The following is a 23,289-nucleotide window of genomic DNA, read 5'->3' on the forward strand; positions in this document are numbered from 1 at the left end:
CTCAACCGATGACAGCCCGGCCTATTTCGGCCTGACGTTATGGACCCGAGGACAGGCCTTGATCAAGTCGTCGAAAGAAGCAGGCGAATGGGCGACGAGAGTGATAGTGTCATTCCCGGCCGAAGCGCAGCGGAGGGGAAGGGAATCCATAGCTCCACGCTCGATCGTGGATCCCCTTCCCTCGCTTCGCTCGCCGGGGATGACACCCGCCACGTCATGGCCGGGCCGGTCCCGGCCATCCCGATATTTGAAAGCGCGGCGTTCTTCCAACCGAGATCACCGGCACAAGGCCGGTGATGACGTGGCAGCACGAGAGTCAACGGAATAGGTCGGATGGCGTGCTTCGACATTCACCATCTCTCCGTACACGCGAGAAAACCGGCTCCCCTTTCCCGCGCGATGCGCTAGGGTCCCCGACGCTCCTGCAAAAGTCGGTTGTCCTTTTCACATGAACCTGTTCGTCTTCGGCCTCGGCTATTCCGCCCACCAGTTCCTCAACCTCCATCGCGAGCGTTTCAAGGAAATCGGCGGCACGGTGCGCTCGCTCGAGAAGGCCCGGGCGATAGAAGCGGAAGGTCTTCAGGCCTATGTGTTCGATGGTGCGGGCTACGATCCCCGCATACGCGACCAGATCGCCCGTGCGGACGCGATTCTCGTTTCCGTCCCTCCCTCAGGCGAGACCGATCCGGTGCTCGAGCATTTTTCTCAAGCCATCGCGTCGGCGCCCAACCTGCGCTGGGTCGGGTACCTGTCGACCGTGGGCGTCTACGGCAACGCGGACGGCGGCTGGGTCGACGAGACGACACCGCCCAATCCGGCGACGACCCGCTCGCGCCAGCGCATCGCGGCCGAACGGGAATGGCTCGCGCTCGGCGAGAGTGCTCCCTTCTCCGTGCAGATCTTCAGGCTGGCGGGAATCTACGGCCCCGGCCGCAATGCCCTGGTGAAGGTCGCGGACGGAACGGCCAAGCGCATCGTCAAGCCGGGCCAGGTGTTCAACCGGATCCACACGGCCGACATCGCGCAGGTTCTCATGGCATCCATGGAGCGCCCCAGCCGGAACGCGATCTACAATGTCGCGGATGACGAACCAGGCCCGCCGCAGGATGTCATTGCCTATGCGGCCGAGCTGCTCGGCCGCGCGCCTCCCCCGGAGGTGCCCTTCGAGGACGCCGATCAGACGCCGATGGCGCGCGCCTTCTATGCGGACAACAAGCGCGTGCGGAACGCGCGCATCAAGACCGAACTCGGCGTGGCGCTTCGCTACCCGACCTATCGCGAGGGCCTGCGGGCGCTTTTCGAATCCGGCGATGGAATCGTGGCGGTGCCCTGACACCCGTTTTGCGATCCGGCCCGGCCGTTTCGGCCCGGCTCAGGCAGCTCGATGCCGCCGATCAGCACGCTGGATCGTTAGACTTTCGTTGCGTAAACTTTAGGCAGGTTTCAACGATCCGCCAGAGGGCGGCGGCCCCTTTCCAGTCCCTCCTGATCACCGAACCGGCACCCTGTGAGCATGGAACCATCACCGAACCAGTTGCAAATTGGTTCGGCATTGGGTTAGCCTTATTTCGTTGTCGCCCACAATGACGAAACATTAGATCGCATCTTGTGGACCAGCAGCAAGATTGGTTCAACTGCAGCCGGATCTCCATGTCCAAGCCCGATCCATTGCTCGATAGTTCGAACTTCGCCCTCGGGCGACTTCGGGCCCTGCTGGAAGGAGGCTCCTTCGAGGAGGAGCAGCGGCTCCCGTCGGAGCGAGTTCTCGCAGCGCAGATCGGCATCGGCCGACGCGCCCTGCGGCGTGCGCTCGAAGTGCTGGAAGCCGAAGGGCGGATCTGGCGCCATCAGGGCAAAGGGACCTTTCTCGGCCCCCGCCCACCGGAGCAGCCGTCCGATCTCGAAGAGCTGTCCCGGCGAACCAATCCGCTCGAGGTCATGGACGTGCGCCTGGAGATCGAACCGGCCCTGGCCCGTCTCGCGGCCCTGCGCGCCTCGAACGCCGATATCGAACGGCTCCTGCATCTGGCGGACAAGACCGCCTCGATGTCCGATGCGGATGGCCGCGAGCTCTGGGACAGCGCCCTGCACCGGGCCATCGCGGAGGTCGCGGGCAATTCGCTGCTCCTGGCGATCTTCGACATGGTCGACCGGATCCGCCAGGACGCCACATGGCGCCTTCTGCGCGAGCGGGCCCGCTCGGGAGCCCGGCAGCAGGTCTATGTGGACCAGCACCGACGCGTGATCGCGGCCATCGCCCAGCGCGAGGCCCATGCGGCGGAACAGGCCATGCGCGAGCATCTCGAATTGGTGCGCGACGGGCTGTTGAAGGTCATGACGAGGCCCCTGCCCGACGGCACGGATCCACAGCAAGCAATATCCGAAAATACCGAGGATCGGCGTCTCCATGGGACTTGAGGCAACGCAGCAATCGAGGACGCACATCCAGGGTCCAGGCGCGGTCGGTCTGGCGGCGGAGCCGCCGCTGCTCGACGTCCGGGGGCTTTCGGTCCGTTTCGACGGCGCGCCTAAGGGCGTGAACGTCGTCGACGACGTGTCCTTCTCCGTGCGCAAGGGCAAGACCCTGTGCATCGTCGGCGAATCCGGCTGCGGCAAGAGCGTGACGTCGCTTGCCCTCATGGGTCTCCTGCCGACACCGCCGGCCCGGATCGTCGCCGGCTCGGCCATGTTCGACGGCCGGGATCTGCTGACGCTCACGGAGCGCGAGCGGGCCGACCTGCGCGGCGACCGGATGGCGATGATCTTCCAGGAGCCGATGACGTCGCTCAATCCGGCCTTCACCATCGGCGACCAGATCGCGGAAGGCATCGTCCGACACCGCAAGGTGTCCAATGCCGAAGCCTGGGAGCGGGCGCTCGACATGCTCAAGAAGGTGCGCATTCCCGCGCCCGAGAAGCGCCTGCGGGCCTATCCGCACGAAATGTCGGGCGGCATGCGCCAACGCGTGATGATCGCCATGGCGCTTGCCAACGATCCGCAGCTCCTGATCGCCGACGAACCTACCACCGCGCTCGACGTGACGATACAGGCGCAGATCCTCACGCTCATCCGCCGCCTGCAGGAGGAGACCGGCACGGCCATGATCCTCATCACTCACGATCTCGGCGTGGTGGCGGAAGTCGCCGACGAGGTCGCCGTGATGTATGCGGGACGCGTGGTCGAGAGCGGGCCCGTCGAGGCGATCTTCGATGACCCGCAGCACCCCTATACAATCGGCCTCATGGGCTCCGTTCCGTCGCTCGGAAAGCGCCAGGGACGCCTCGCTACGATCCGCGGCACCGTTCCGCCCGCCGAGCTGATGCCCAAGGGTTGCCGCTTTACGCCGCGCTGCCCGTTCTCGGACGGCCACTGCGCCAACGATCCGCCGCCGCTCACCGAGATCAAGCCCGGCCACCGCGCGCGCTGCTGGTATGCCCCTCTCGAACTTCATCGTGGGGTCCCCCTATGAGCATGATGCCCGCAGACGACATCGTGCTCGAAGGAATCGGCCTGAAGAAGCATTTCGGTGGCGGCGGCCTTTTGTCGAAGCCGACAATCGTGCGCGCCGTGGACGGCGTGTCCCTCGGCATCCGGCGCGGAGAGACCTTCGCCGTCGTGGGCGAATCCGGCTGCGGCAAGTCCACCCTGGGCCGCCTCCTGCTGCGCCTGATCGAGCCGACCGAGGGCGACGTGCGCTACGAGGGCCGCTCGATCGTGAAGCTCGACAAGGGCGAGCTGCGCAAGCTGCGGCGCGAATTGCAGATCATCTTCCAGGACCCGTTCGCCTCGCTCAACCCGCGCATGAACGTGGGCGACATCATCGCCGAGCCCATCTGGCTGCACAATCTGGCGAGCGGGCGCGAGAAGCGCGAGCGCGTCGCGGACCTCATGCGCACGGTCGGCCTGCTGCCGACCCATGCGGACCGCTACCCGCACGAGTTTTCCGGCGGCCAGCGCCAGCGCATCGGAATCGCCCGGGCGCTCGCGGGCGATCCCAAGTTGATCGTCGGCGACGAGCCGGTCTCGGCGCTCGACGTGTCGATCCAGGCGCAGATCATCAACCTGCTCGAGGACCTGAAGAACCGCTTCGGGCTGACCCTCGTGATCGTGGCGCACGACCTCGCCGTCATCCGCCACATGAGTGATCGGGTCGCCGTGATGTATCTCGGCGAGATCGTGGAACTGTCGGACACGGACGCCCTCTTCGACAACCCGCTGCATCCCTATACCCAGGCGCTGCTCGCCGCGATCCCAGTCCCGAGCCCGACGAACCGCCAGCCGAAGGCGCTGCTCCAGGGCGACGTGCCGAGCCCGGCCGCTCCTCCCTCGGGCTGCCGCTTCCATACCCGCTGTCCCCATGCCCGCGCGCTCTGCAAGGAGCAGCACCCGGCCCTCGAAGCGGCGCCGGACGGCCGGCAGGTGGCCTGCCACTTCTGGCGCGAAATCCAGGGAGCGGGCGCCGGCTCGATCAGCGCGCCGCCCCCGAGCGCGGCGCTCGCGAAGCGCCTGGCGCTCTACCGTACTTGGCGCGAACGGCAGGATAAGCCCGTCGCGACGAGCCCTTGAACTGAGAAGACGACAACCAGAGAACGATTGGAGGACATGGAATGAAGAAGAGACTTCTCCTTGCTTTGGCCGCGGGGCTCCTGGCGAGCACCGCAGCTTCCGCGCAGACCCTGCGCATCGGCCTGAACGAAGATCCCGATGTGCTCGATCCTCACCGCGCGCGCACCTTCGTCGGGCGCATCGTGTTCACGTCGCTGTGCAACAAGCTGGTCGACATCACGCCCGACCTGAAGTTCACGCCCGAGCTCGCCACCGAGTGGAGCTGGGGCGACGACGGCAAGTCGCTGACCTTCAAGCTGCGTCCGGGTGTCAAGTTCCATGACGGCGAGCCCCTGAACGCCGCCGCCGTGAAGGCCAATATCGACCGTGCCCGCACCCTGCCGGATAGCTTGCGCAAGAGCGAGCTGACCTCGGTGGACAATGTGGAGGTGGTCGACGACCTCACCGTGAAGGTCAACCTCTCCCGCGCCGACGCGACCCTGCTCTCCCAGCTCTCCGACCGCGCCGGCATGATCATGTCGCCGAAGGCGCTCGGCAATGCCGATTTTGGCCAGAAGCCGGTCTGCTCGGGTCCCTACAAGTTCGTCGAACGCGTGCAGAACGACCGCATCGTGCTCGAAAAATTCGCCGATTACTGGGACGCGAAGAACTACAACTTCGAGCGCATCGTGTTCCAGCCCATCCCGGATACGACCGTGCGCCTCGCCAACCTGCGCTCCGGCAATCTCGACCTTCTCGAGCGTCTGGCGCCGAGCGACGTTCCGGCCGTGAAGAGCGATTCCAATCTGGTCTTCGCTCCGGTCTCCGGCATCGGCTACCAGGGCCTGACGATCAACACCAACAACGGCGAGCGCTCCAAGACCCCGCTCGGTCAGGACAAGCGCGTCCGGCAGGCCCTCGAGCTGTCCATCGACCGCAACGTCATCAACGAAGTGGTCGGGGCGGGCATCTATCCGCCGGCGGGCCAGCCTTTCCCGGAAGCGAGCCCCTACAACAACCCGAAGTTCAAGGCCAACGAGCGTGACGTCGCGAAGGCCAAGCAGCTCCTGAAGGAAGCCGGCGTCGACCGCGTGAAGCTCGAACTGACTTTCGGCACGGGCACGACCGCGCAGCAGATCGCCGAGATCATCCAGGCCATGGCGGCCGAAGCCGGCTTCGACATCTCGCTACGTCCGACCGAGTTCGCCGCCATGCAGAAGGAAGCCCAGGCGGGCAACTTCGACGTGAACGTGATCGGCTGGTCCGGCCGCGTCGATCCCGACGGCAACATCCACCCCTTCGTGTCCTGCAAGGGCGCGCTCAATGACGGCCGCTACTGCAACGAACAGGTCGACAAGCTCCTGAACGACGCCCGCGTCACGAACGATGAGGCCAAGCGCAAGCAGCTCTACGATGCGGCTCAGGAGATCCTGAAGCAGGATCTGCCGATCATCTACACCTACTACCAACCCTGGCCCTTCGTTCACACGAAGAAGGTCCAGAACTTCAAGCCCTATCCGGACGGCATGATCCGCCTGAAAGGCGTGAAGTTCGCCTCTTAAGACGTTTTAATAAAATCGGCGTGCCCGGTTCCATGACCGGGCACGCCCCTGCCCTTCCTCGATACGGGTTCCACGAGCGGATGCTGCGCTACATCGGACGACGAATACTGATTGCCATCCCGACACTGATCATCGTGTCGCTCCTGGTCTTCGCCCTGCAGAAGCTTCTGCCCGGCGATCCTGTTCTCACCATGGCGGGCGAGGAACGCGACCCGCAGGTGCTCGCCTTCCTGCGCGAAAAGTACCGCCTGGACGATCCCATCCCGGTTCAGTACTTCGCCTGGATCGGATCGGCCCTGACCGGCAATCTCGGGATTTCGCTTCGCACCGACATTCCGGTGCTCGACCTGATCCTCAGCAAACTGCCCGTAACCCTCGAACTCGCCATCATGGCGATGATCGTCGCGCTCGCCATCGGCATTCCGGCCGGCATCATATCGGCCGTCAAGAAGGGGACGGCGGTCGACTACACGGCCAACGTCATCGCGTTGTCGGGCCTGTCCATTCCCAATTTCTGGCTCGGCATCATGCTCATCATGCTGATCTCGGTGCGCTGGAAGCTCCTGCCCGCCTCCGGCTATGTGCCGCCGACCGAGGACCTGTGGCTCAACATCAAGACCATGCTCATGCCGGCCTTCGTGCTCGGCACCGGCCTCGCAGCGAGCCTGATGCGTCATACCCGCAGCGCCATGCTCGGCGTCATGCGCTCCGACTACATCCGCACCGCCCGCGCCAAGGGCCTGCTGTCCAGGAAGGTCATCCTGAAACACGCCCTGCGCAACGCGCTCGTGCCCATCGTGACCCTGTCCACCCTGCTCTTCGGCGAGCTTCTCGCCGGCGCCGTGCTCACGGAGCAGATCTTCACCATCCCGGGCTTCGGCAAGCTCATCGTCGATGCTGTGTTCAACCGTGACTACGCGGTGGTGCAGGGCGTCGTCCTCTGCACGGCGGTCGGCTTCATCTTCATGAACCTGCTGGCCGATGTCCTTTACGTTCTCGTCAATCCTCGCCTGAGGCACGCCGCATGACCGCCACAGCCGTTATCGCCGATGAGGTCGCGCTGCCGAAAAAGCGCAGCCGCGTCCTCGCCAAGTTCCTGAGGAACAAGAGCGCCGTTCTCGGCGGCGCCATCGTGCTGTTCTTCGTTCTCGTCGCCCTCATCGGCCCCTATTTCGCCCCCTTCGATCCGGTCAAGCCGAGCTTCACGAGCATCCGCAAGGCGCCCTCGGCCCTGTTCTGGTTCGGCACCGACGAACTCGGCCGCGATCTTCTGTCCCGCATGCTCTGGGGCGCCCGCGCGTCCATCATGGCCGGCGTGGTGTCGGTCACCATCGCCATCGTGCTCGGCGTGCCGTTCGGCCTCATCTCGGGCTATTTCGGCGGCTGGGTCGACGCCGCGATCTCCCGCGCCACCGATGCCATGCTGGCAATCCCCTTCCTGATCTTCGCCATTGCGCTGGCCGCATTCCTCGGCCCGAGCCTCACCAACGCGATGATCGCCATCGGTCTTTCAGCCATGCCGATCTTCATCCGCCTCACCCGTGGACAGGTGCTCACCGTCAAGGCGGAGGATTATGTCGAAGGCGCGCGCGCCATCGGGCTGCCCGATTTCTGGATCCTGGTGCGTTACGTGTTCCCGAACGTGCTGCCGCCGATCCTGGTCCAGGGCACGCTCACCATCGCGACCGCGATCATCGCGGAAGCAAGCCTCTCGTTCCTCGGGCTCGGCCAGCAACCCCCGAACCCCTCCTGGGGCTCCATGCTCAACACCGCCAAGAACTTCATGGATCAGGCTCCCTGGATGTCGATCTTCCCGGGCTCCGCGATCTTCCTGATCGTCCTCGGCTTCAACCTCCTCGGCGATGGCCTGCGCGACGCGCTCGACCCCCGCGAACAGTAATCACGACGCAACTTCGGATAAGACATCATGTTTACGACACGGCCAGAAATCCTCGGCACCTTCGGCATCGTCACCTCGACCCATTGGCTCGCGTCCGCCGCGGGCATGTCCATGCTCGAAAAGGGCGGCAACGCCTTCGACGCCTGCGTCGCCTCCGCGTTCGTGCTGCAGGTCGTCGAACCACATCTGGTGGGACCGTCGGGAGAAGTGCCGGCGGTGTTCTACTCGGCGAAGACCAAGAAGGTGGAAGTGCTCTGCGGTCAGGGAACGGCCCCGGCAGGTGCCACCATCGCGCATTACAAGAACGAGGGCCTCAAGCTCATCCCGGGCAACGGCCTCCTCGCCACGGTGGTGCCCGGCGCCTTCGATGCCTGGATGCTGCTTCTGCGCGATCATGGCCTGCTGTCGCTCAGGGACGTGCTGGAGCCCGCGATCTACTACGCCGAACAGGGACATCCCCTGCTGCCGCGCGTGTCCGACACCATCAAGGGCCTGAAGGAGTTCTTCGAGACGGAATGGCCCACGACGGCGGCCGTCTTCCTGCCCGGCGGCGAGGTCCCCAAGCCGCGCCAACTCTTCCGCAACCCACAGCTCGCGGACACCTGGAAGCGCATCCTCCGCGAGGGCGAGGCCAAGGGCAGCGACCGCGAGGCTCAGATCGAAGCGGCGCGCAACGCCTTCTACAAGGGCTTCGTGGCCGAGGCCATCGACGCCTTTGTGCGCAAGACGGAGGTCATGGATCAGAGCGGCTCGCACCATCGCGGCGTGCTGACTGGCGAGGACATGGCGAACTGGTCCGCGAGCTACGACGCGCCGCAGACCTACGATTACCATAACTACCGGGTGAACAAGATCCGGCCCTGGGGCCAGGGCCCGGTCTTCCTCCAGACGCTGGCGCTGCTGAAGGGCTTCGACATCGCCGCTATGGGTCCGACCAGCGCCGAGTTCATCCACACGGTCACCGAAGCCAAGAAGCTCGCCTTCGCCGACCGCGAGGCCTATTACGGCGATCCCGATTTCGTGGATGTGCCGATCGAGACGCTGCTATCGGATGCCTATAACGACAAGCGTCGCAAGCTCATCACCGACAAGGCCTCGTTCGAGCTGCGTCCCGGCCGCATCGAGGGCTACGAGACCCAGGTGGAGCGCACCCTCGAGGCGTTGCGTAATCTCTCGACGACGAACCGCGAAGTGACGGGCGGCGAACCGACGCTTCAATCCATGCGTTCGGCCCGTCGCGGCGACACGGTGCATATCGACGTGGTGGACCGCTTCGGCAACATGATCGCCGCCATGCCGTCCGGCGGCTGGCTGCAATCTTCGCCGGTCATTCCGGAACTCGGATTCATGCTCAACTCGCGCGCCCAGATGTTCTGGCTCGAGGAAGGCCTGCCGGCGAGCCTGGCGCCCGGCAAGCGCCCGCGCACCACGCTCACTCCGACTCTCGCGGAAAAGGACGGCGAACCCTACATGGTCTTCGGCTCTCCCGGCGGCGACCAGCAGGAGCAGTGGCAGCTCCTCCTCTTCCTGCGCCATGCCCATCACGGCCTGAACCTGCAGGAAGCCATCGACCTGCCGATGTCGCACACGGCGCATTTCCCCTCGTCGTTCTATCCGCGCGAGCAGAAGCCCGGCCACCTCATGGCCGAGGAGACCTACGGCGCGGAGGTGCTCGATGATCTGCGTGCGCGCGGCCACGAGGTCGAGGTCGCTCCCGCCTGGACCGTCGGCCGCCTCGTGGCGGCGAGCCGCGACAAGGACGGCCTGCTGCACGGCGCCGCCACGCCGCGCCTCATGCAGGCGTATGCGGTCGGCCGCTGAGGGGTATCGCATGACCTGGTCGATCATCGCCAAGGATCCCGAGACCGGCGCCTTTGGCGTCGCGGTCACCACCAAGTTCTTCGCCGTGGGGGCGCTCTGCCCCCATGGTGCGGCACGGATCGGTGCGCTCGCCACGCAGGCTCTCGTCAATCCCCTTTACGGCACGGACGGCATCCGCCTCCTGGCCGAGGGACGAAGCGCCGAGGAGATCGTCGCGATCCTCACGGCCCAGGATCCTGGCCGTGGATCGCGCCAGCTCCATGTGATCGACCGGGACGGCCGCACCGCCGCCCATACGGGTGGAGACTGCATCGACTGGTGCGGGCATCTGACCGATGAAGCCGTCTCGGTCGCCGGCAACATGCTGGCCGGGCCGACCGTCGTCGAAGCAACGCTCGAAACCTACAAGCGCCGCATAGACCTGCCCTTCGCGGATCGCCTCATGACGGCTCTCGATGCAGGCCAAGCCGAAGGCGGCGACAAGCGCGGCAAGCAATCCGCCGCCATCAAGATCTGGCATGACGAGCCCTATCCCATGCTCGACCTGCGCGTGGACGATCACCCGGAGCCGTTGGAGGAGCTGCGCCGGCTCTACGGCGTCGCCCATGAGCGCTTCCTCGCCTTCATGGACGCCATGGCGACCCGCGCCAATCCCGGCGGCATCACGGACCGGTCCTGGATCGACCAGAGGGCGCGCGAATATCAGGAGCGGCGAACCTCAAGATAGCCCCTCCCATAGTGCAACTTGCCGACAGAACAAAAAAATCCTACGGCATCTGCCTCCCTCCGATGGACTTTCCGATGTTTGGCATTCCCTTGTTCGATCTGGCGTGGCTCGTGGTCGCGCTCCTGGCGGCCGGTGCGATCACCGGCCTGCTCGCCGGCGTCTTCGGCGTCGGCGGCGGCGCCGTCGCCGTGCCGATCCTCTACGAGCTCTTCCGCATCCTGGAGGTGCCCGAAGAAGTGCGCATGCCGCTCTGCGTCGGCACCTCGCTTGCCATCATCATCCCGACCTCGCTGCGCTCCTTCTCGGCCCACAAGGCCAAGGGGGCCGTCGACATGAGCATCCTGCGGGTGTGGGCAGTGCCGGTGGTTCTCGGCGTCATCGTCGGGAGCATCATCGCCCGCTATGCCCCGGCTGATCTCTTCAAGACCGTTTTCGTGGTGGTCGCGGGCATCTCCGCCGTCCGTCTCCTTTTCGGCAAGGACACTTGGCGCTTCGGCCTCGACATGCCGGCAAAGCCCATCATGGTAGCCTATGGCTGGCTCATCGGCATCCTCTCGGCCCTCATGGGCATCGGCGGGGGTCAGCTCTCCAACCTGTTCATGACCTTCTACAACCGCCCGATCCATCAGGCGGTGGCGACTTCGTCGGGCCTCGGCATCCTGATCTCGATCCCCGGCGCCATCGGGTACATCTATGCCGGCTGGCCGCACATGGCCGATTACCCGAACGTGATTGCCTTCCAGCCGCCACTTGCGCTGGGCTACGTCTCGCTTCTCGGCCTCCTGCTGTTCATCCCCACCAGCACATGGATGGCGCCGGTCGGCGCGCGTCTGGCGCATCGGCTTTCGAAGCGCCGGCTGGAAGTGGCCTTCGGCATCTTCCTCCTGCTCGTCTGCGCCCGCTTCTTCGTCAGTCTCCTGGCCTGAGATCGTTCGAGGCTCTAAGCTGTGTCTCTCAACCGGAGGCACAGCCATGGCGTTATCCACAACAGGACCTCTCCATGCCTTTCTCGCCGGAACCGGACGCGACGGTCGGGGACGCATCGCTGCCGATGTGCTGGGCTTTTCCGACGAACGGCTGGAAGAGGTGCATGATTACATCCAGTGGCTGTTCCCGCTTCCGACCCGCAGCGCCGCGCAGCCCGGAGCCCCGGTCCTGACGCAGGCCGAAATCGACGCAATCCGGACAGACCCGGCCGCCCTGGAAACTCTCGGCAAGGCGACCGAGCGGATGCTCCAATTTTACCGCGACACGCGCTGGTGGCTCACCGGTTACGATCACAACCACCTGCGCATCACCAGGATCATCCACAGCCTCAGGATCCTGACCGGACCGGACGAGGCGCGACGCTTCCATGAGGCGATCCTTGCCTTGAACGAGGCATCAGGATCGCCCGTCAATGCCCGCAGCCGCACGTACTGGTCGGACGCGGCAGGCGCTTGATATCGGTGTCTGAATCGTAAAGTGCTTGGGGCTCTCCTTCCCCTTGTGGGGAGGAGTTGGAGGTGCCGGCGCCATTCGCGGATAGGCTATCGCTCACACCCTACCCTAGCCCTCCCCACAAGGGGGAGGGAAACACCCGCACCACCTTATAAGCCAGCCTCTGAGGCGAACTGCGCCTCGCTCAGCCGCCGGTAGATGCCATCGCGGGCGAGAAGCTCCTTGTGGCTGCCCTGCTCGGCAATGATGCCATGGTCGATGACGGCGATCCGGTCGGCGTTCACGATTGTGGCGAGGCGATGGGCGATCACCAGCGTCGTGCGCCCCTGCGACAACTCGGCGAGGGCCTGTTGGATCGCCCGCTCGGTTTCCGTATCGAGGGCCGACGTCGCTTCGTCGAGGATGAGGATCGGCGGGTTCTTGAGGAAGATGCGCGCAATGGCGAGGCGCTGCTTCTGCCCCCCGGAGAGCTTGACGCCCCGCTCTCCAATGACCGTGTCGAGACCGGCTGGAAGCGAGGCGATCACCTCGTCGAGCCGGGCCCTGCGGGCTGCCTCCAGAATCTCGGCGTCGCTCGCCTCGAGCCGGCCATAAGCGATGTTCTCGCGGATCGTGCCGGCGAACAGGAACACGTCCTGCTGCACGATGCCGATCTGGCCGCGCAGGGAGCGGAGCGTCATGTCGCGGATATCGATCCCGTCGATGACGATGGAGCCGCTGTCGACCTCGTAGAACCGGGGCAGCAGGGAGCAGATGGTGGTCTTGCCCGCGCCCGAAGGACCGACGAAGGCGATGGTCTCGCCGGCGCGGATCGTCAGGTCTAGCCCCTTGAGAATCGGGCGCTCCGAGGCGTAGCCGAACTGCACGTTGCAATACGCGATGTCGCCCCTGAGCTTGCCCACGTCGCGCGCGCCGGGACGGTCGGCAATGTCGGGGCGCGTATCGAGGAACGCCATGTAGCGTCTGAAACCGGCGATTCCCTTCGGATAGGTCTCGATGACCGAGTTGATCTTCTCGATGGGCCGGAAGAACACGCCGACGAGGAGCAGGAACCCGACGAATCCACCTGCGCTGAGTTCGCCTTTGAGCACCAGATAGCTGCCGGCGACCATGACCACCATCTGGATCAGGCGCATGCTCAGGTAGCTGAGCGAGGTCGAGGCCGCCATGATGCGGTACGCTTCCAGTTTCGTCTTGCGATAACCCTGGTTGTCGGCGGCGAACAGGCGCCGCTCGTGATCCTCGTTGGCAAAGGCCTGGACGACGCGGATGCCGCCGACGTTCTCCTCGATGCGCGCGTTGAAATCGCCGACCTTCCCATAAAGGGCCTGCCAGTTGCGCGTCATGCGACCGCCATAGCGGGTCGTCAGCCAGGCGGTGAGCGGCACCACGAGGGCTGTGATCACGGCAAGCTGCACATTGACGGTGAACATCAGGATGAAGGCTCCGACGAGCGTCATCACGGCAATGAACAGATCCTCTGGCCCGTGATGGGCGACCTCCCCAATCTCCTCCAGATCCTTCGTGAGGCGCGCCACGAGATGTCCGGTCTTCTGGTTGTCGAAGAAGCCGAAGGAGAGTTTCTGGAGATGGTCGAAAGCCTTGCGCCGCATCTCCGTCTCGATGTTGATGCCGAGCATGTGCCCCCAATAGGTCACCGTGGCCATCAGGCCCGCGTTGAGAATGTAGATCGCGAGCAGAAGCGCCGAGGCCAGCGTGATGAATCCCCACTGGCCGGTCGGAAGCAGGGTGTCGATGAACAGCTTGACGGCAATCGGAAAGCCGAGTTCGAGCAGGCCGGAAGCGACCGCGCAGGAGAAATCGAGCACGAAGAGGCCGCGATGCGGCCGGTAATAGGCGAAGAAGCGTTTGAGCAGAGGGCGCATGGAGGAGAGGTACTTCCGGCTGCCGTCGAGGGCAAGCCGGACAAGTGACAGGGATCAACGGACGAAGCTGACGGGCTGTCCGGTGACGGGATGGGCGATGACGTCCATGGCAATGCCGTAGATGGCCTGGAGCCGGGGCGGCGTCATGATCTCCTCGGGCGTGCCGCGAGCGATCAGCCGCCCCGCCTGGAGGGCCAGGATCTCGTCGCAGAACCGAGCTGCCATGTTGACGTCGTGCAGGACCACGACCACGCCGATTCCGCGCTCGCGGGAAAGACGTTGGACGAGCGCCAGCACCTCCATCTGATGGGTGACGTCGAGCACTGAAATCGGCTCGTCGAGGAGCAGGAACTGCGCATTCTGCGCCACCAGCATCGCGAGCCAGACCCGCTGGCACTCGCCGCCGGAGAGCGTCTCAACGACCCGGTCGGCGAAAGGCTCCACGTCGGCGAGAGCCATGGCTTCCCTCACCTTTTCACCGTCGACCGTCTCGAAGCAACCCAACGGGCCATGCCAGGGATAGCGGCCGAGCGCCACAAGCTCCTTGACGAGCATGCCGGATGCGGGCGGCGGCGGCTGCGGCAGATAGGCGACCCGCCTCGCGAAATGCCGCTCGCTCCAGTCCGACAGGACCTTTCTCTCGAACTTGACCGTGCCGCTGGTCGCCGGCAGCTGGCGGGCCAGCAGCTTGATCAGCGTGGACTTTCCCGAACCGTTGTGACAGATGAGCCCGATCACGCGCCGACCCGGCAGGTTCAGGCTGAGCGGATGCAGCAAGGTCCGCTCCGGGATCGTGAAGCTGAGCTCGGTCAGTTCGAACAAGGGAGTCTCGGACAAGGAACCGGCGGCCATGGACTTCGGCACAGGCGTGAGGGCGCCGCCGCGAAATAGCGCCCCGGGCGTCACCATTTGTAGCTCGCCTTCAGGGTTGCGACGAGCCCGGCTCCGTAGTTGCAGGTGTACTGCGTGTCGCAAGAGGAGACATACTCGTTGTCGAACAGGTTGTTGACGTTGAGCGCCAGGGTGAAATTGTCCCGCGTGTAGCGGGTGGCGGCATCGAACACGGTGGCGGCCGGCACCTTCAGGGTGTTCTCGTTGTCGACATAGGAGAAGCCGACATAGCGAATGCCGGCGCCGAAGAGCAGTACGTGGCAGAGAAAGAGCGATGGCGACAGGAGGGCGAGCATCGGAAGCGCATCCACGATGCTAAGTATCCGACATGCATTTGCAAGTATATCTCTGACAAATACTCACAGAACACACCGATATTGCGAATACCCATGCCGCCTGACTCCGCACGAAATGCATTCACCTTGAACCGGCGCTGGTTTCTTGGGGTGTCGATCGGCACTCTTATCGGCGGCAAATCCGAGGCGGAGACTTCCCGGCGGATCGCCGTTCTCGATTGGGCCATGTTCGAGACTTTGCTCGCGCTGGGCTTCGTGCCTGTCGCCGCAACCGAGCTTGTGCAGTTTAGAAAGATCGCCATCGAGCCGACCGTGCCGCCGTAGGTGACCGATCTCGGTCTTCGCGGCTCGCCGAATTTCGAGATGCTGCGCCTCGCCCATCCCGACCTCATCGTCAGCTCGGGCTGGTTCACATGGGTGCAGGACAACTTGGAACGAATTGCTCCTGTCGTGTCCTACTCGGTTTACGAACCGGGTCGCTCTCCTTACCTGGCGGCCGAGGAGACAACGTTGGCCCTTGGCGAGTATCTCGGACGTAAGCCGCAGGCCGAGACTTATGTCAGTGCATCGTCCCATGAGATCGCCCAGGCAAGCCGGCGCATTGTGGACAAGACACGTCCGGTTTTCCTGATCAATCTCGGCGATGCGCGCCACTTCCGGGTCTTCGGCCCCGACAGCATGTTCGGCGACGTACTCCAGCGCCTCGGCCTCAGTAATGCGTGGCAAAAGCCCACCAGCTATGCGGCGGCGGCTCCCCTGCCTCTGGAGGCCCTCGTGGAGATGCCGGAGGCATTGATCGCCATTATCTCCCCGGTTCCTCCGGATGCCCACGTCACTCTCGGCAAGAGCCCTTTGTGGAAAGCCTTTCCGGCGATTCGCGAAGGACGCGTCGTGACGCTGCCGCCCGTCAATCCATTCGGCGCGCTTCCCGCCGCACGGCGTTTCGCAAGGATTCTCAGCGAAGCGCTATCGAACCGCGAGATCACAAATGGTTAGGACCAGAGCAACGGGGCCCTCCGCATTCGCATGGCTTTTGGAGCATTCTGCAACGCCCTCGTCAATGCGGCCATGATCACGGGAGACGCGCGTGCCTTCCAGCTCCTGGCCTGGATCAGCGGCTCGACCGGTCAGGTCACCTGGACCGAGGCCTTGGTTGCCATGACGGCAGCCGTCGTCCCGTTGGGTCTTTTGCCCCTCGCGATCCGCTGGCTCGACATCCTCCCTCTTGGCCCCGATCAGGCTCGCGCCATCGGCCTGCCGCTTCACACGAGCCGCGTGACGCTCACCCTGTTTGCCGCGGGCCTGACAGCCGCGGCCTCGCTCATTGTCGGTCCTTTGAGCTTCGTCGGACTCGTCGCACCCCACATGGCGCGTCTCATCGGCTTCAGCCGTGCCCATCATCAGCTGACGGCCGCAATCCTGATCGGCGCGGGGATGATGATCAGCGCCGACTGGCTCTCGCGGGTCGTCTCCTTCCCCTACCAACTCCCGCTGGGTCTCTTCGCTTCGCTCATCGGCGGACCGTATCTGATCTGGCTCCTGCGTCGAAACCGATAGGCGGAGCGCCATTGTCATGGAACGAACGATGACCTCATCCCTCCTTCGCGCCGAGGCCCGCGTTGCCCTCGCCGGCCCCATCCGGATCATGGACAAACTCTGCGAGCATTTCGTCGAACACGGCCGAGTGGAGCGTTCCGAGCGCTCCGCCCGCTTGGACTTCACCTATGGCAGTGCAGCTGTCGATGCGGACGGCGAGAGCCTCCATCTTCGTGCCGAAGGCGCCGAAGCAACGGGCCTCGCTTACGTGAAATGGAGCCTCGCCGAGCATATCCTCGGCTTTGCCGAGGGTGAGACGCCCCGCATCTCCTGGAGCGGCGATGGCGCTGCCGGTTCGCCCTTGCCCTACTTCCGCGAAATGCGCGTCATCAGCGCCACCAACCTGACGCCCCGCATGCGTCGTGCCCGGTTGCAAGGCTCGGATCTTGCCCGGTTCGCCACCCGCGGCATGCATGTCCGGCTCCTGTTCCCTCCGAGGTCTGGCGTCGTTCCGCAATAGCCGGTGACGGGCGATGACGGGCGGCCGGTCTGGCCGAAGGGAGAGGATCGACTGGTGATGCGGATCTACACGATCCGCGCAATCGACGTGGATCGCGGCGAGATCGACGTCGATTTCGTCCTGCACGACGATGAAGAAACGCCAAGTTCGACCTGGGCCCGAAGAGCCCGCCCCGGAGATGTCGTCGGCGCCATGGGATCGGCGGGAGGCGAGCTTCCGGATGCGGACTGGTATCTTTTTGCCGGCGATGAAACGGCGCTGCCGGCGATCAGCCGGATCCTGGCGGAGCTTCCGGCCGAATGCCGGGCCACCGTCCTGCTCGAAGTGGCTGACGCGAGCGAGGAGCAGTCGCTCCGCTCGTCTGCGGCGCTAAACATCCGCTGGATCCACCGGGACGGGGCCCCGGCGGGAACGACCTCCCTGCTCGAAGATGCCCTCCGTGGAATCGCCATGCCGTCGAGCGCGGCACGTCGCTTCATCTGGGCCGGATGCGAGCAGAAAAGCTGCCGATGCCTGAAGAGGCTCCTGCGCAAGGAATGGAAGATGCCAACGTCGGAACACCAGGTCGTCTCCTATTGGCGCGCGGGCCATACGGCCGATCAGGTCGAGCATTGAAAAAGCCGCAGCGGATCCACTGCGGCTTGGCTCACGCGATCTGGAAAAGATTAAGCCGCATATTTGTCTCGAAGATACGCCAAGTACGGCGCCGGATCGAGGCCGCGTCCGGTCTCCCGCTCCAGCAGTTCGTCACGCTTGAACCGGCGGCCGTGCTCCCAGATCCGGGTGCGCAGTTCTCCCGCCAGAGCCGAATACTCGCCTGCCGCGATGGCTGCATCGAGGGACGGCTTCTGCCGGCGCAGGGTGTCCATCACCTGGGCGCCCATGATGTTACCGACGGTATAGGTCGGGAAGGAACCGATATAGCCCGTCGACCAATGTACGTCCTGCAGGACGCCTTGGGCATCGTTCGGGACGACGAGATCGAGATCGCGCTTGATCGCCGCGTTCCAGGCATCAGGCAGGTCGGCGACGGGCAGTGAGCCATCCATGAGCGCGCATTCGATGTCCGCCCGCAGCATGATGTGGAAATCGTAGGTGAGCTCATCCGCCTCGACGCGGATGAAGCCGGGCTCGACGCGGGTGACGGCGCGGTAGAATTCCTCCGCGCTCACGTCGCCGAGCTGATCCGGAAAGTGCTTCTGCAATTCGGAGAAGTGCAGCTGCCAGAAGGTGCGGCTGCGGACGATGTGGTTCTCCCACAGGCGCGACTGGGATTCATGGGCGCCGAAGCTGGTCCCGCCGACCGCATAGAGCCCCACCAGATCGGTCGCCAGCGTCGTGCGCGTATAGGCCGGGTCGACACCCTGCTCATAGAGCCCGTGCCCGACCTCGTGGGCGGTGCCGAACATGGAGGCCGGAAGGTAGTTGCGATTGTAGCGGGTGGTGATGCGCACGTCGTTGCGCGTGAATGACACCTCGAACGGATGCACTGTCGTGTCCAGGCGTCCGCGCTTGAGATCGTATCCGAGCTTCTCGGCGAGACTCAGGCCGAAGGCACGCTGCCCCTCCTCCGGATAGTCGCGGAACAGGAAGTCCGAACGGGGCTGAGGCCGCGACCGTGCGACTTCGAGGATCGGAAGGAGCCCGGCGCGCAGTTCCCGGAACAGGGACTTAAGGCTCGCGGCCGTCTCGCCCGGCTCGTAGATCGACACCATGGCGTCGTAGGGATGCTCGCTCCAGCCGATGCAATCGGCATAGGCGCGTGACAATTCGACCGTCTTGGCAAGGTGGGGTTCGAAGATCGAAAAATCACTCTTCAAGCGTCCCTCGATCCAGGCTGCCTGAGCTAGGGTGCGAAGAGCCGCCCGCTCCTGGATCAGCGATGCCGGGACTCTCTTGTGGTGGTCCACCGCATGCCGCGTCTGCTGCACCATGCGCCGCTCTGCGGAATCTTCGGCAAGACCTTCGACCGCCCGTTCAGCCTCATCGAGCGCTGTCTCGGTCTCCGGCGCGAGCAGCAGATCGCGCGCCACCCGGGTCAGCGTCGCGATCTGATGACCGCGGGTTTCCGCCCCGCCAGCAGGCATCATGGTGCGGGAATCCCACGTCAGGACGGACGTTGCATTGAGCACGTCGTTGACGGCGGCGATGCGCTCCTGAAGCGCCACGAGAGAGGCTTGCTGGGTCATGTTTCAGAGGTCTCGATTAATCCGTGCCGCCGGTGTTGAGATGGCAGGCGGAGAAGCGGCCAGGAGCGATGCCGGTGAGTGGGGGCGTTTCCCGCTTGCAGCGCGGACCGGCGAAGGGGCAGCGCGGATGGAAGTGGCATCCGCTCGGCGGATGAAGCGGCGACGGAATTTCGCCGGCGATCGGACGGAAGCTCTTCTTGCCCACACCGATGCGGGGAACGCTCTCGAACAGTGCGCGCGTATAGGGATGGTTCGGATTGGCGTAGAGCTCTGACGTGGGCGCCAGTTCGACGATGCGGCCGAGATACATGATCGCGACCCGGTCGGAGACATGCCGCACCACGCCGAGATCGTGGCTGATGAAGATGCCGGTGAGATCGAGATCCTGGCGCAGATCCATGAACAGGTTGAGCACCTGCGCCTGGATCGACACATCGAGGGATGCCACCGGCTCGTCGAGCACCAGAAGATCCGGCTTCATGGCGAGCGCGCGGGCAATGGCGATGCGCTGGCGCTGGCCGCCGGAGAACTGATGGGGAAAGCGCCTGCGGTAGCTCGGGTCGAGCCCGACCCGCCCAAGCAGATCCGCCACGTACGAATCCGCATCGCGCCCCTTGACGATGTTATGCGTCACAGGCCCTTCGGCCACCGTGTCGCCGATGCGGATACGCGGGTTGAGGCTGGCAAAAGGATCCTGGTGGATCATCTGCACGCGGGTCGTCAGCTTCTGCGTCCGCCGTCCCTGCGACTTGGCCACGGGGACCTTGTCGAACAGGATCTTGCCGTCGCTCGGCGTGTAGATGCCGGCGATCATGCGCCCGAGCGTCGACTTTCCGCACCCGGATTCGCCCACCAGACCCACGACCTCGCCCTTGGCGACCGACAGGCTGACGTCGGTCACCGCGCGCACGGTCTCGGCCTTCGGACCCGCCCCCAGGAGACCGGCGATGCGTTCGCCGATGTTGGGCTGCTTTATGAAGCGCTTCGATACGTGGTCGATGTCAAGGAGAGCGGCTGGCATGAAACGGGCTCGATCGGGTAATGGCATAGGGCGGTGCGTCCGTCCGCGAAGGTCTGGACGGGCGGCGTCGTGGTGCAGGCGGGTCCCGCCTTGGCGCAGCGGGGCGCGAAGGCGCAGCCTGGTGGGAGATTGGCCAGGGATGGCGTCGATCCCGGAACCTGTGGAAGCTTCGTCCCGGGCTCATGCTCGGCCGGGACGGATGCGAGAAGGCCTGCGGTGTAGGGATGGCGCGGAGATGCGATCACATCGGCGGCCGGCCCGCTTTCCACGATCCTCCCCGCATACATGACGCAGATGTCGTCCGCGAGGCTCGACACCACCGCGAGGTCGTGCGTCACCCACACGAAGGCCGTGCCGGTCTCGTCAGCCAGGCGCCGCACCTCGGCCAGGATCTGGCCTTGGATCGAGACGTCGAGCGCGGTCGTCGGCTCGTCCGCGATGATAACCGCGGGGCTGTGCAGGAGAGCGATGGCGATCGCCACGCGCTGTCGCATGCCGCCGGAGAGCTGATGCGGATAGGCATCGAGCCGCTCTTCGGGGCTTGGAATGCCCACCTTGGCGAGCGCGTCGCGCGCCCTGGCACGGGCCACCTTGCGCGAGACCTTGTCGTGCGCCCGCACGGCCGCGATCATCTGCGTTCCGATCTTGAGAACCGGATTGAGCGTCATCATCGGGTCCTGGAAGACCATGGCGATCTGGGCGCCGCGGACCTTCCGCATGGCCTCGCCCTTCAGTCCGGTCAGGTCTTTGCCGTTCAGGAGAACCTCACCTCCGGCAATCCTGCCGGGTGGCTCGATCAGGCCGAGGATGGAATAACCCGTCACGCTCTTGCCGGATCCGGACTCGCCGACGAGTCCCAGAATGCGACCTCGGCCGACCTCGAAGCTGACGCCGTCGACCGCCTTCAGAACGCCCGCCCTGGTCTGGAACTGGGTCTGAAGGTCTTTGACACGAAGAACCGCTTCGCTCATCGGCTGCGCCTCGGGTTCAGAACGTTGCGGACCTGATCGCCCACGAGATTGATGGCGACGACCGTCAGCATCAGGGCGATGCCGGGATAGATCGAGATCCAGTAGCGGCCGGACAGCAGGAACTGGAAGCCGTTGGAAATGAGCGAACCCAGCGAAGGCTGCGTGATGGGAAGGCCAAGCCCCAGGAACGACAGCGTCGCTTCCAGCGCGATGGAGTTCGCCACCTGCACGGTCGCCACCACGATCAGGGGCGGCAGCGCATTGGGAAGCAGATGCCGAAACAGCACGTGGCGCGCAGGTAGAGGCGTCGAGAGTGCCGCCTCGATATAATCCTTGCGCCGTTCCGCACTGGCCGCACCATGGGTGGTGCGGGCGAAGTAGGCATATTGCGCGGCCACGAGGGCGGCTACGAGCTGCATCAGCCCCTGCCCCAGCATCGCCACGAGGACGAGTGCGAGCAGGATCGCCGGCAGGGAGAGCTGCAGGTCGATGATGCGCATGATCAGCGCCTCGATGCGGCCGCCGTAATAGGCCGCGATGAGACCAACCGTCGTGCCGAGCACGAGCGCCAGGCTGCCTGCCATGACGCCGACGATCAAGCTCGTGCGCAAGCCATAGAGAATGGCCGAGAAGAGATCGCGTCCAGCCGCATCGGTGCCGAGCCAATGAACGTAGCCGCCGGAGCCGATCTCACCGGGCTCGAGGCGGGCGTCGAACAGATCCAGCGCTTCCTGGTTATAGGGATCCTGCGGTGCGACGAACGGCGCGAAGACAGCCATGAGAACCACGATCACAACGACGGCGAGCGCAGCGACGGCGACCGGGCTCTGGCGGAAATCCGCCCAGAAATTGGAGAGCCGGCTCCAGCCGGTCTCGGCGGGCAAGGGAAGAGCGGGAGAGCTGCTCATGATGCCGCCTTCACGCGAATGCGTGGATCAAGCTGGCCGTAGACCAGATCGACGATGAGATTGATCAAAACGAAGAGGAAGACCACGAGGATGAGGTAGGCGACCATCACGGGACGGTCGAGCACGGTGATGGAATCGATGATGAGCTTGCCCATGCCGGGCCAGTTGAAGACCGTTTCCGTCACCACCGCGAAGGCCAGGGTCGAGCCGAGCTCCAGGCCGAAGACGGTCACGATGGGAATCGAGATGTTCTTGAGCACATGGAGGCCGACGACCTTGCTTTCGGAGAGCCCCTGGGCGCGGGCGAACCGCACGTAATCGGAGCTCATCACCTCGGCCGTGCCCGCGCGCGTCAGGCGGATCAGCAGACCGAGCTTGAACAGCGCGAGGTTGAACGCCGGAAGGATAATGTAGCTCCAGCCCTCGAGCGAGGTGATCGACAGATTCATGCCGAGCACCTGCGTGGTGGGACCACGCCCGCCCGACGGCAGCCAGCCGAGTTCGACCGCGAAAGCCATGATGAGCAGAAGACCGACCCAGAAGCTCGGAACGCTGAAACCGAGAACGGATAAGCCCATAATCGCCTTGGCCGAAAACGAATCCGGCTTGTACCCGGCCCAGAGACCAAGCGGAATTCCCAGGCCCGTGGCGATCAGCATCGCCGTCAGCGCAAGCTCCAGGGTCGCCGGGAAGCGCGACCAGATCAGGTTCAACACCGGCAACCGATAGATGAACGACTCGCCGAGGTCTCCGTGCAGCATGTTGTTCATGAACACGAAGTACTGCTCGTAGAGAGGGCGGTCGAGCCCATAGCGATGAATCAAAGCCTCGCGCAACGCCTGATCGGACGCGGGGTCGATCATCACGTCGATGGGGTTGCCGATGGCATAGACGCCGAGGAACACGATGATCGACATCGCAATGACGACCATGAGCGCCTGCAGAACGCGCTGAATGAGAAAACCAATCATGCTGTCTCGTGCATGGTGCCGAAATGGCAGGAAGCGAAGGGCACGCGGCCCGATGTTCCCGGCCATCCATCAATCAGAAAGCCGGAGGGAAAGGAAGTTCCCTCC

At 64.7% G+C, this 23,289-nt stretch carries 22 protein-coding genes and 1 pseudogene; 15 read left to right on the plus strand and 8 right to left on the minus strand.

Annotation, left to right across the window (positions count from 1 at the left end; all coding sequences use genetic code 11):
* The first annotated feature begins 448 nt into the window (after nucleotides 1-448).
* The 11 genes from AB4097_RS04540 to AB4097_RS04590 all read left to right on the plus strand — a co-directional run bounded on the left by AB4097_RS04540 (nucleotide 449) and on the right by AB4097_RS04590 (nucleotide 11,998).
* Complete coding sequence (locus tag AB4097_RS04540; protein WP_442037414.1) at nucleotides 449-1,333, plus strand: SDR family oxidoreductase; 885 nt, start codon at nucleotides 449-451, stop codon at nucleotides 1,331-1,333.
* A gap of 317 nt (nucleotides 1,334-1,650) precedes the next feature.
* Nucleotides 1,651-2,418, plus strand: a complete 768-nt coding sequence (locus AB4097_RS04545) for a FadR/GntR family transcriptional regulator (RefSeq protein WP_442037415.1) — start codon at nucleotides 1,651-1,653, stop codon at nucleotides 2,416-2,418.
* The gene (locus tag AB4097_RS04550; RefSeq protein ID WP_442037416.1) at nucleotides 2,408-3,469 is read left to right on the plus strand and encodes an ABC transporter ATP-binding protein; all 1,062 of its coding nucleotides are present in this window, start codon (nucleotides 2,408-2,410) and stop codon (nucleotides 3,467-3,469) included. Before AB4097_RS04545 ends, AB4097_RS04550 begins: the two co-directional genes overlap by 11 nt.
* Nucleotides 3,470-3,474: 5 nt before the next feature.
* The gene (locus AB4097_RS04555; RefSeq protein ID WP_442037417.1) at nucleotides 3,475-4,566 is read left to right on the plus strand and encodes an ABC transporter ATP-binding protein; all 1,092 of its coding nucleotides are present in this window, start codon (nucleotides 3,475-3,477) and stop codon (nucleotides 4,564-4,566) included.
* Nucleotides 4,567-4,607: 41 nt separating this feature from the next.
* The gene (locus AB4097_RS04560) at nucleotides 4,608-6,107 is read left to right on the plus strand and encodes an ABC transporter substrate-binding protein (protein ID WP_442037418.1); all 1,500 of its coding nucleotides are present in this window, start codon (nucleotides 4,608-4,610) and stop codon (nucleotides 6,105-6,107) included.
* Between the two features lie 80 nt (nucleotides 6,108-6,187).
* Nucleotides 6,188-7,135 (plus strand): ABC transporter permease, encoded by a 948-nt coding sequence (locus AB4097_RS04565; RefSeq protein WP_442037511.1) that lies wholly within the window; start codon nucleotides 6,188-6,190, stop codon nucleotides 7,133-7,135.
* On the plus strand, nucleotides 7,132-8,007 hold the full coding sequence (locus AB4097_RS04570) for an ABC transporter permease (RefSeq protein WP_442037419.1): 876 nt from the start codon (nucleotides 7,132-7,134) through the stop codon (nucleotides 8,005-8,007). Before AB4097_RS04565 ends, AB4097_RS04570 begins: the two co-directional genes overlap by 4 nt.
* 27 nt (nucleotides 8,008-8,034) lie before the next feature.
* Nucleotides 8,035-9,828 (plus strand): gamma-glutamyltransferase family protein, encoded by a 1,794-nt coding sequence (locus AB4097_RS04575; protein ID WP_442037420.1) that lies wholly within the window; start codon nucleotides 8,035-8,037, stop codon nucleotides 9,826-9,828.
* 10 nt (nucleotides 9,829-9,838) lie between these two features.
* A complete protein-coding gene (locus AB4097_RS04580) occupies nucleotides 9,839-10,555 on the plus strand; it encodes a DUF1028 domain-containing protein (protein WP_442037421.1) in 717 nt (238 codons plus the stop codon).
* A gap of 74 nt (nucleotides 10,556-10,629) precedes the next feature.
* Nucleotides 10,630-11,481 (plus strand): sulfite exporter TauE/SafE family protein, encoded by an 852-nt coding sequence (locus tag AB4097_RS04585; RefSeq protein WP_442037422.1) that lies wholly within the window; start codon nucleotides 10,630-10,632, stop codon nucleotides 11,479-11,481.
* Nucleotides 11,482-11,527: 46 nt separating this feature from the next.
* Nucleotides 11,528-11,998 (plus strand): opioid growth factor receptor-related protein, encoded by a 471-nt coding sequence (locus AB4097_RS04590; protein ID WP_442037423.1) that lies wholly within the window; start codon nucleotides 11,528-11,530, stop codon nucleotides 11,996-11,998.
* A gap of 146 nt (nucleotides 11,999-12,144) precedes the next feature.
* Here the strand turns inward: AB4097_RS04590 and AB4097_RS04595 are convergent, their stop codons facing one another.
* The 3 genes from AB4097_RS04595 to AB4097_RS04605 are packed head-to-tail and all read right to left on the minus strand — an operon-like array spanning nucleotide 12,145 to nucleotide 15,083.
* A complete protein-coding gene (locus AB4097_RS04595; RefSeq protein ID WP_442037424.1) occupies nucleotides 12,145-13,881 on the minus strand; it encodes an ABC transporter ATP-binding protein in 1,737 nt (578 codons plus the stop codon).
* 54 nt (nucleotides 13,882-13,935) lie between these two features.
* Nucleotides 13,936-14,733: an ATP-binding cassette domain-containing protein gene (locus tag AB4097_RS04600; RefSeq protein ID WP_442037512.1), complete on the minus strand. Its 798-nt coding sequence runs from the start codon at nucleotides 14,731-14,733 to the stop codon at nucleotides 13,936-13,938.
* Between the two features lie 50 nt (nucleotides 14,734-14,783).
* Nucleotides 14,784-15,083: a TonB-dependent receptor domain-containing protein gene (locus AB4097_RS04605; RefSeq protein WP_442037425.1), complete on the minus strand. Its 300-nt coding sequence runs from the start codon at nucleotides 15,081-15,083 to the stop codon at nucleotides 14,784-14,786.
* Between the two features lie 111 nt (nucleotides 15,084-15,194).
* Between AB4097_RS04605 and AB4097_RS04610 the strand changes: the two genes are divergently transcribed.
* From AB4097_RS04610 to AB4097_RS04625, 4 genes and pseudogenes are all read left to right on the plus strand, one after another.
* A complete protein-coding gene (locus tag AB4097_RS04610; RefSeq protein ID WP_442037426.1) occupies nucleotides 15,195-15,392 on the plus strand; it encodes a hypothetical protein in 198 nt (65 codons plus the stop codon).
* Nucleotides 15,393-16,064 (plus strand): ABC transporter substrate-binding protein, encoded by a 672-nt coding sequence (locus AB4097_RS04615; protein WP_442037427.1) that lies wholly within the window; start codon nucleotides 15,393-15,395, stop codon nucleotides 16,062-16,064. It begins immediately after the preceding gene.
* A gap of 30 nt (nucleotides 16,065-16,094) precedes the next feature.
* A complete protein-coding gene (locus AB4097_RS04620; RefSeq protein ID WP_442037428.1) occupies nucleotides 16,095-16,625 on the plus strand; it encodes an iron chelate uptake ABC transporter family permease subunit in 531 nt (176 codons plus the stop codon).
* A gap of 28 nt (nucleotides 16,626-16,653) precedes the next feature.
* A pseudogene (locus AB4097_RS04625) lies at nucleotides 16,654-17,739 on the plus strand (siderophore-interacting protein).
* A 50-nt stretch (nucleotides 17,740-17,789) separates the two neighbouring features.
* On the opposite strand, the gene AB4097_RS04630 reads toward AB4097_RS04625, so the two are convergent.
* Genes AB4097_RS04630 through AB4097_RS04650 form a run of 5 tightly spaced genes read right to left on the minus strand, consistent with a single transcriptional unit; the run spans nucleotide 17,790 to nucleotide 23,184 of the window.
* The gene (locus AB4097_RS04630; protein ID WP_442037429.1) at nucleotides 17,790-19,313 is read right to left on the minus strand and encodes a carboxypeptidase M32; all 1,524 of its coding nucleotides are present in this window, start codon (nucleotides 19,311-19,313) and stop codon (nucleotides 17,790-17,792) included.
* A gap of 16 nt (nucleotides 19,314-19,329) precedes the next feature.
* Nucleotides 19,330-20,334 carry an ABC transporter ATP-binding protein gene (locus tag AB4097_RS04635; RefSeq protein ID WP_442037430.1) on the minus strand — a complete coding sequence of 335 codons (1,005 nt, stop codon included), beginning with the start codon at nucleotides 20,332-20,334 and terminating at the stop codon, nucleotides 19,330-19,332.
* Entirely contained in the window at nucleotides 20,286-21,305 is a 1,020-nt protein-coding gene (locus AB4097_RS04640) for an ABC transporter ATP-binding protein (RefSeq protein ID WP_442037431.1), read from the minus strand. Before AB4097_RS04640 ends, AB4097_RS04635 begins: the two co-directional genes overlap by 49 nt.
* Nucleotides 21,302-22,213 carry an ABC transporter permease gene (locus AB4097_RS04645; RefSeq protein ID WP_442037432.1) on the minus strand — a complete coding sequence of 304 codons (912 nt, stop codon included), beginning with the start codon at nucleotides 22,211-22,213 and terminating at the stop codon, nucleotides 21,302-21,304. Before AB4097_RS04645 ends, AB4097_RS04640 begins: the two co-directional genes overlap by 4 nt.
* A complete protein-coding gene (locus tag AB4097_RS04650) occupies nucleotides 22,210-23,184 on the minus strand; it encodes an ABC transporter permease (RefSeq protein WP_442037433.1) in 975 nt (324 codons plus the stop codon). The genes AB4097_RS04645 and AB4097_RS04650 overlap by 4 nt, the downstream gene beginning before the upstream one ends.
* Between the last annotated feature and the right edge of the window lie 105 nt (nucleotides 23,185-23,289).

The organism is Microvirga sp. 2MCAF35 (genome assembly GCF_052115545.1).
Lineage (GTDB): Bacteria > Pseudomonadota > Alphaproteobacteria > Rhizobiales > Beijerinckiaceae > Microvirga.

Excerpts from the sequence above, each read along its gene's own strand:
- AB4097_RS04540 (WP_442037414.1), top strand. The coding sequence starts at position 449 with ATGAACCTGTTCGTCTTCGGCCTCGGCTATTCCGCCCACCAGTTCCTC.
- AB4097_RS04545 (WP_442037415.1), top strand. The coding sequence starts at position 1,651 with ATGTCCAAGCCCGATCCATTGCTCGATAGTTCGAACTTCGCCCTCGGG.
- AB4097_RS04550 (WP_442037416.1), top strand. The coding sequence starts at position 2,408 with ATGGGACTTGAGGCAACGCAGCAATCGAGGACGCACATCCAGGGTCCA.
- AB4097_RS04555 (WP_442037417.1), top strand. The coding sequence starts at position 3,475 with ATGCCCGCAGACGACATCGTGCTCGAAGGAATCGGCCTGAAGAAGCAT.
- AB4097_RS04560 (WP_442037418.1), top strand. The coding sequence starts at position 4,608 with ATGAAGAAGAGACTTCTCCTTGCTTTGGCCGCGGGGCTCCTGGCGAGC.
- AB4097_RS04565 (WP_442037511.1), top strand. The coding sequence starts at position 6,188 with ATGCTGCGCTACATCGGACGACGAATACTGATTGCCATCCCGACACTG.
- AB4097_RS04570 (WP_442037419.1), top strand. The coding sequence starts at position 7,132 with ATGACCGCCACAGCCGTTATCGCCGATGAGGTCGCGCTGCCGAAAAAG.
- AB4097_RS04575 (WP_442037420.1), top strand. The coding sequence starts at position 8,035 with ATGTTTACGACACGGCCAGAAATCCTCGGCACCTTCGGCATCGTCACC.
- AB4097_RS04580 (WP_442037421.1), top strand. The coding sequence starts at position 9,839 with ATGACCTGGTCGATCATCGCCAAGGATCCCGAGACCGGCGCCTTTGGC.
- AB4097_RS04585 (WP_442037422.1), top strand. The coding sequence starts at position 10,630 with ATGTTTGGCATTCCCTTGTTCGATCTGGCGTGGCTCGTGGTCGCGCTC.
- AB4097_RS04590 (WP_442037423.1), top strand. The coding sequence starts at position 11,528 with ATGGCGTTATCCACAACAGGACCTCTCCATGCCTTTCTCGCCGGAACC.
- AB4097_RS04595 (WP_442037424.1), bottom strand. The coding sequence starts at position 13,881 with ATGCGCCCTCTGCTCAAACGCTTCTTCGCCTATTACCGGCCGCATCGC.
- AB4097_RS04600 (WP_442037512.1), bottom strand. The coding sequence starts at position 14,733 with ATGGCCGCCGGTTCCTTGTCCGAGACTCCCTTGTTCGAACTGACCGAG.
- AB4097_RS04620 (WP_442037428.1), top strand. The coding sequence starts at position 16,095 with ATGGCTTTTGGAGCATTCTGCAACGCCCTCGTCAATGCGGCCATGATC.
- AB4097_RS04630 (WP_442037429.1), bottom strand. The coding sequence starts at position 19,313 with ATGACCCAGCAAGCCTCTCTCGTGGCGCTTCAGGAGCGCATCGCCGCC.
- AB4097_RS04635 (WP_442037430.1), bottom strand. The coding sequence starts at position 20,334 with ATGCCAGCCGCTCTCCTTGACATCGACCACGTATCGAAGCGCTTCATA.
- AB4097_RS04640 (WP_442037431.1), bottom strand. The coding sequence starts at position 21,305 with ATGAGCGAAGCGGTTCTTCGTGTCAAAGACCTTCAGACCCAGTTCCAG.
- AB4097_RS04645 (WP_442037432.1), bottom strand. The coding sequence starts at position 22,213 with ATGAGCAGCTCTCCCGCTCTTCCCTTGCCCGCCGAGACCGGCTGGAGC.
- AB4097_RS04650 (WP_442037433.1), bottom strand. The coding sequence starts at position 23,184 with ATGATTGGTTTTCTCATTCAGCGCGTTCTGCAGGCGCTCATGGTCGTC.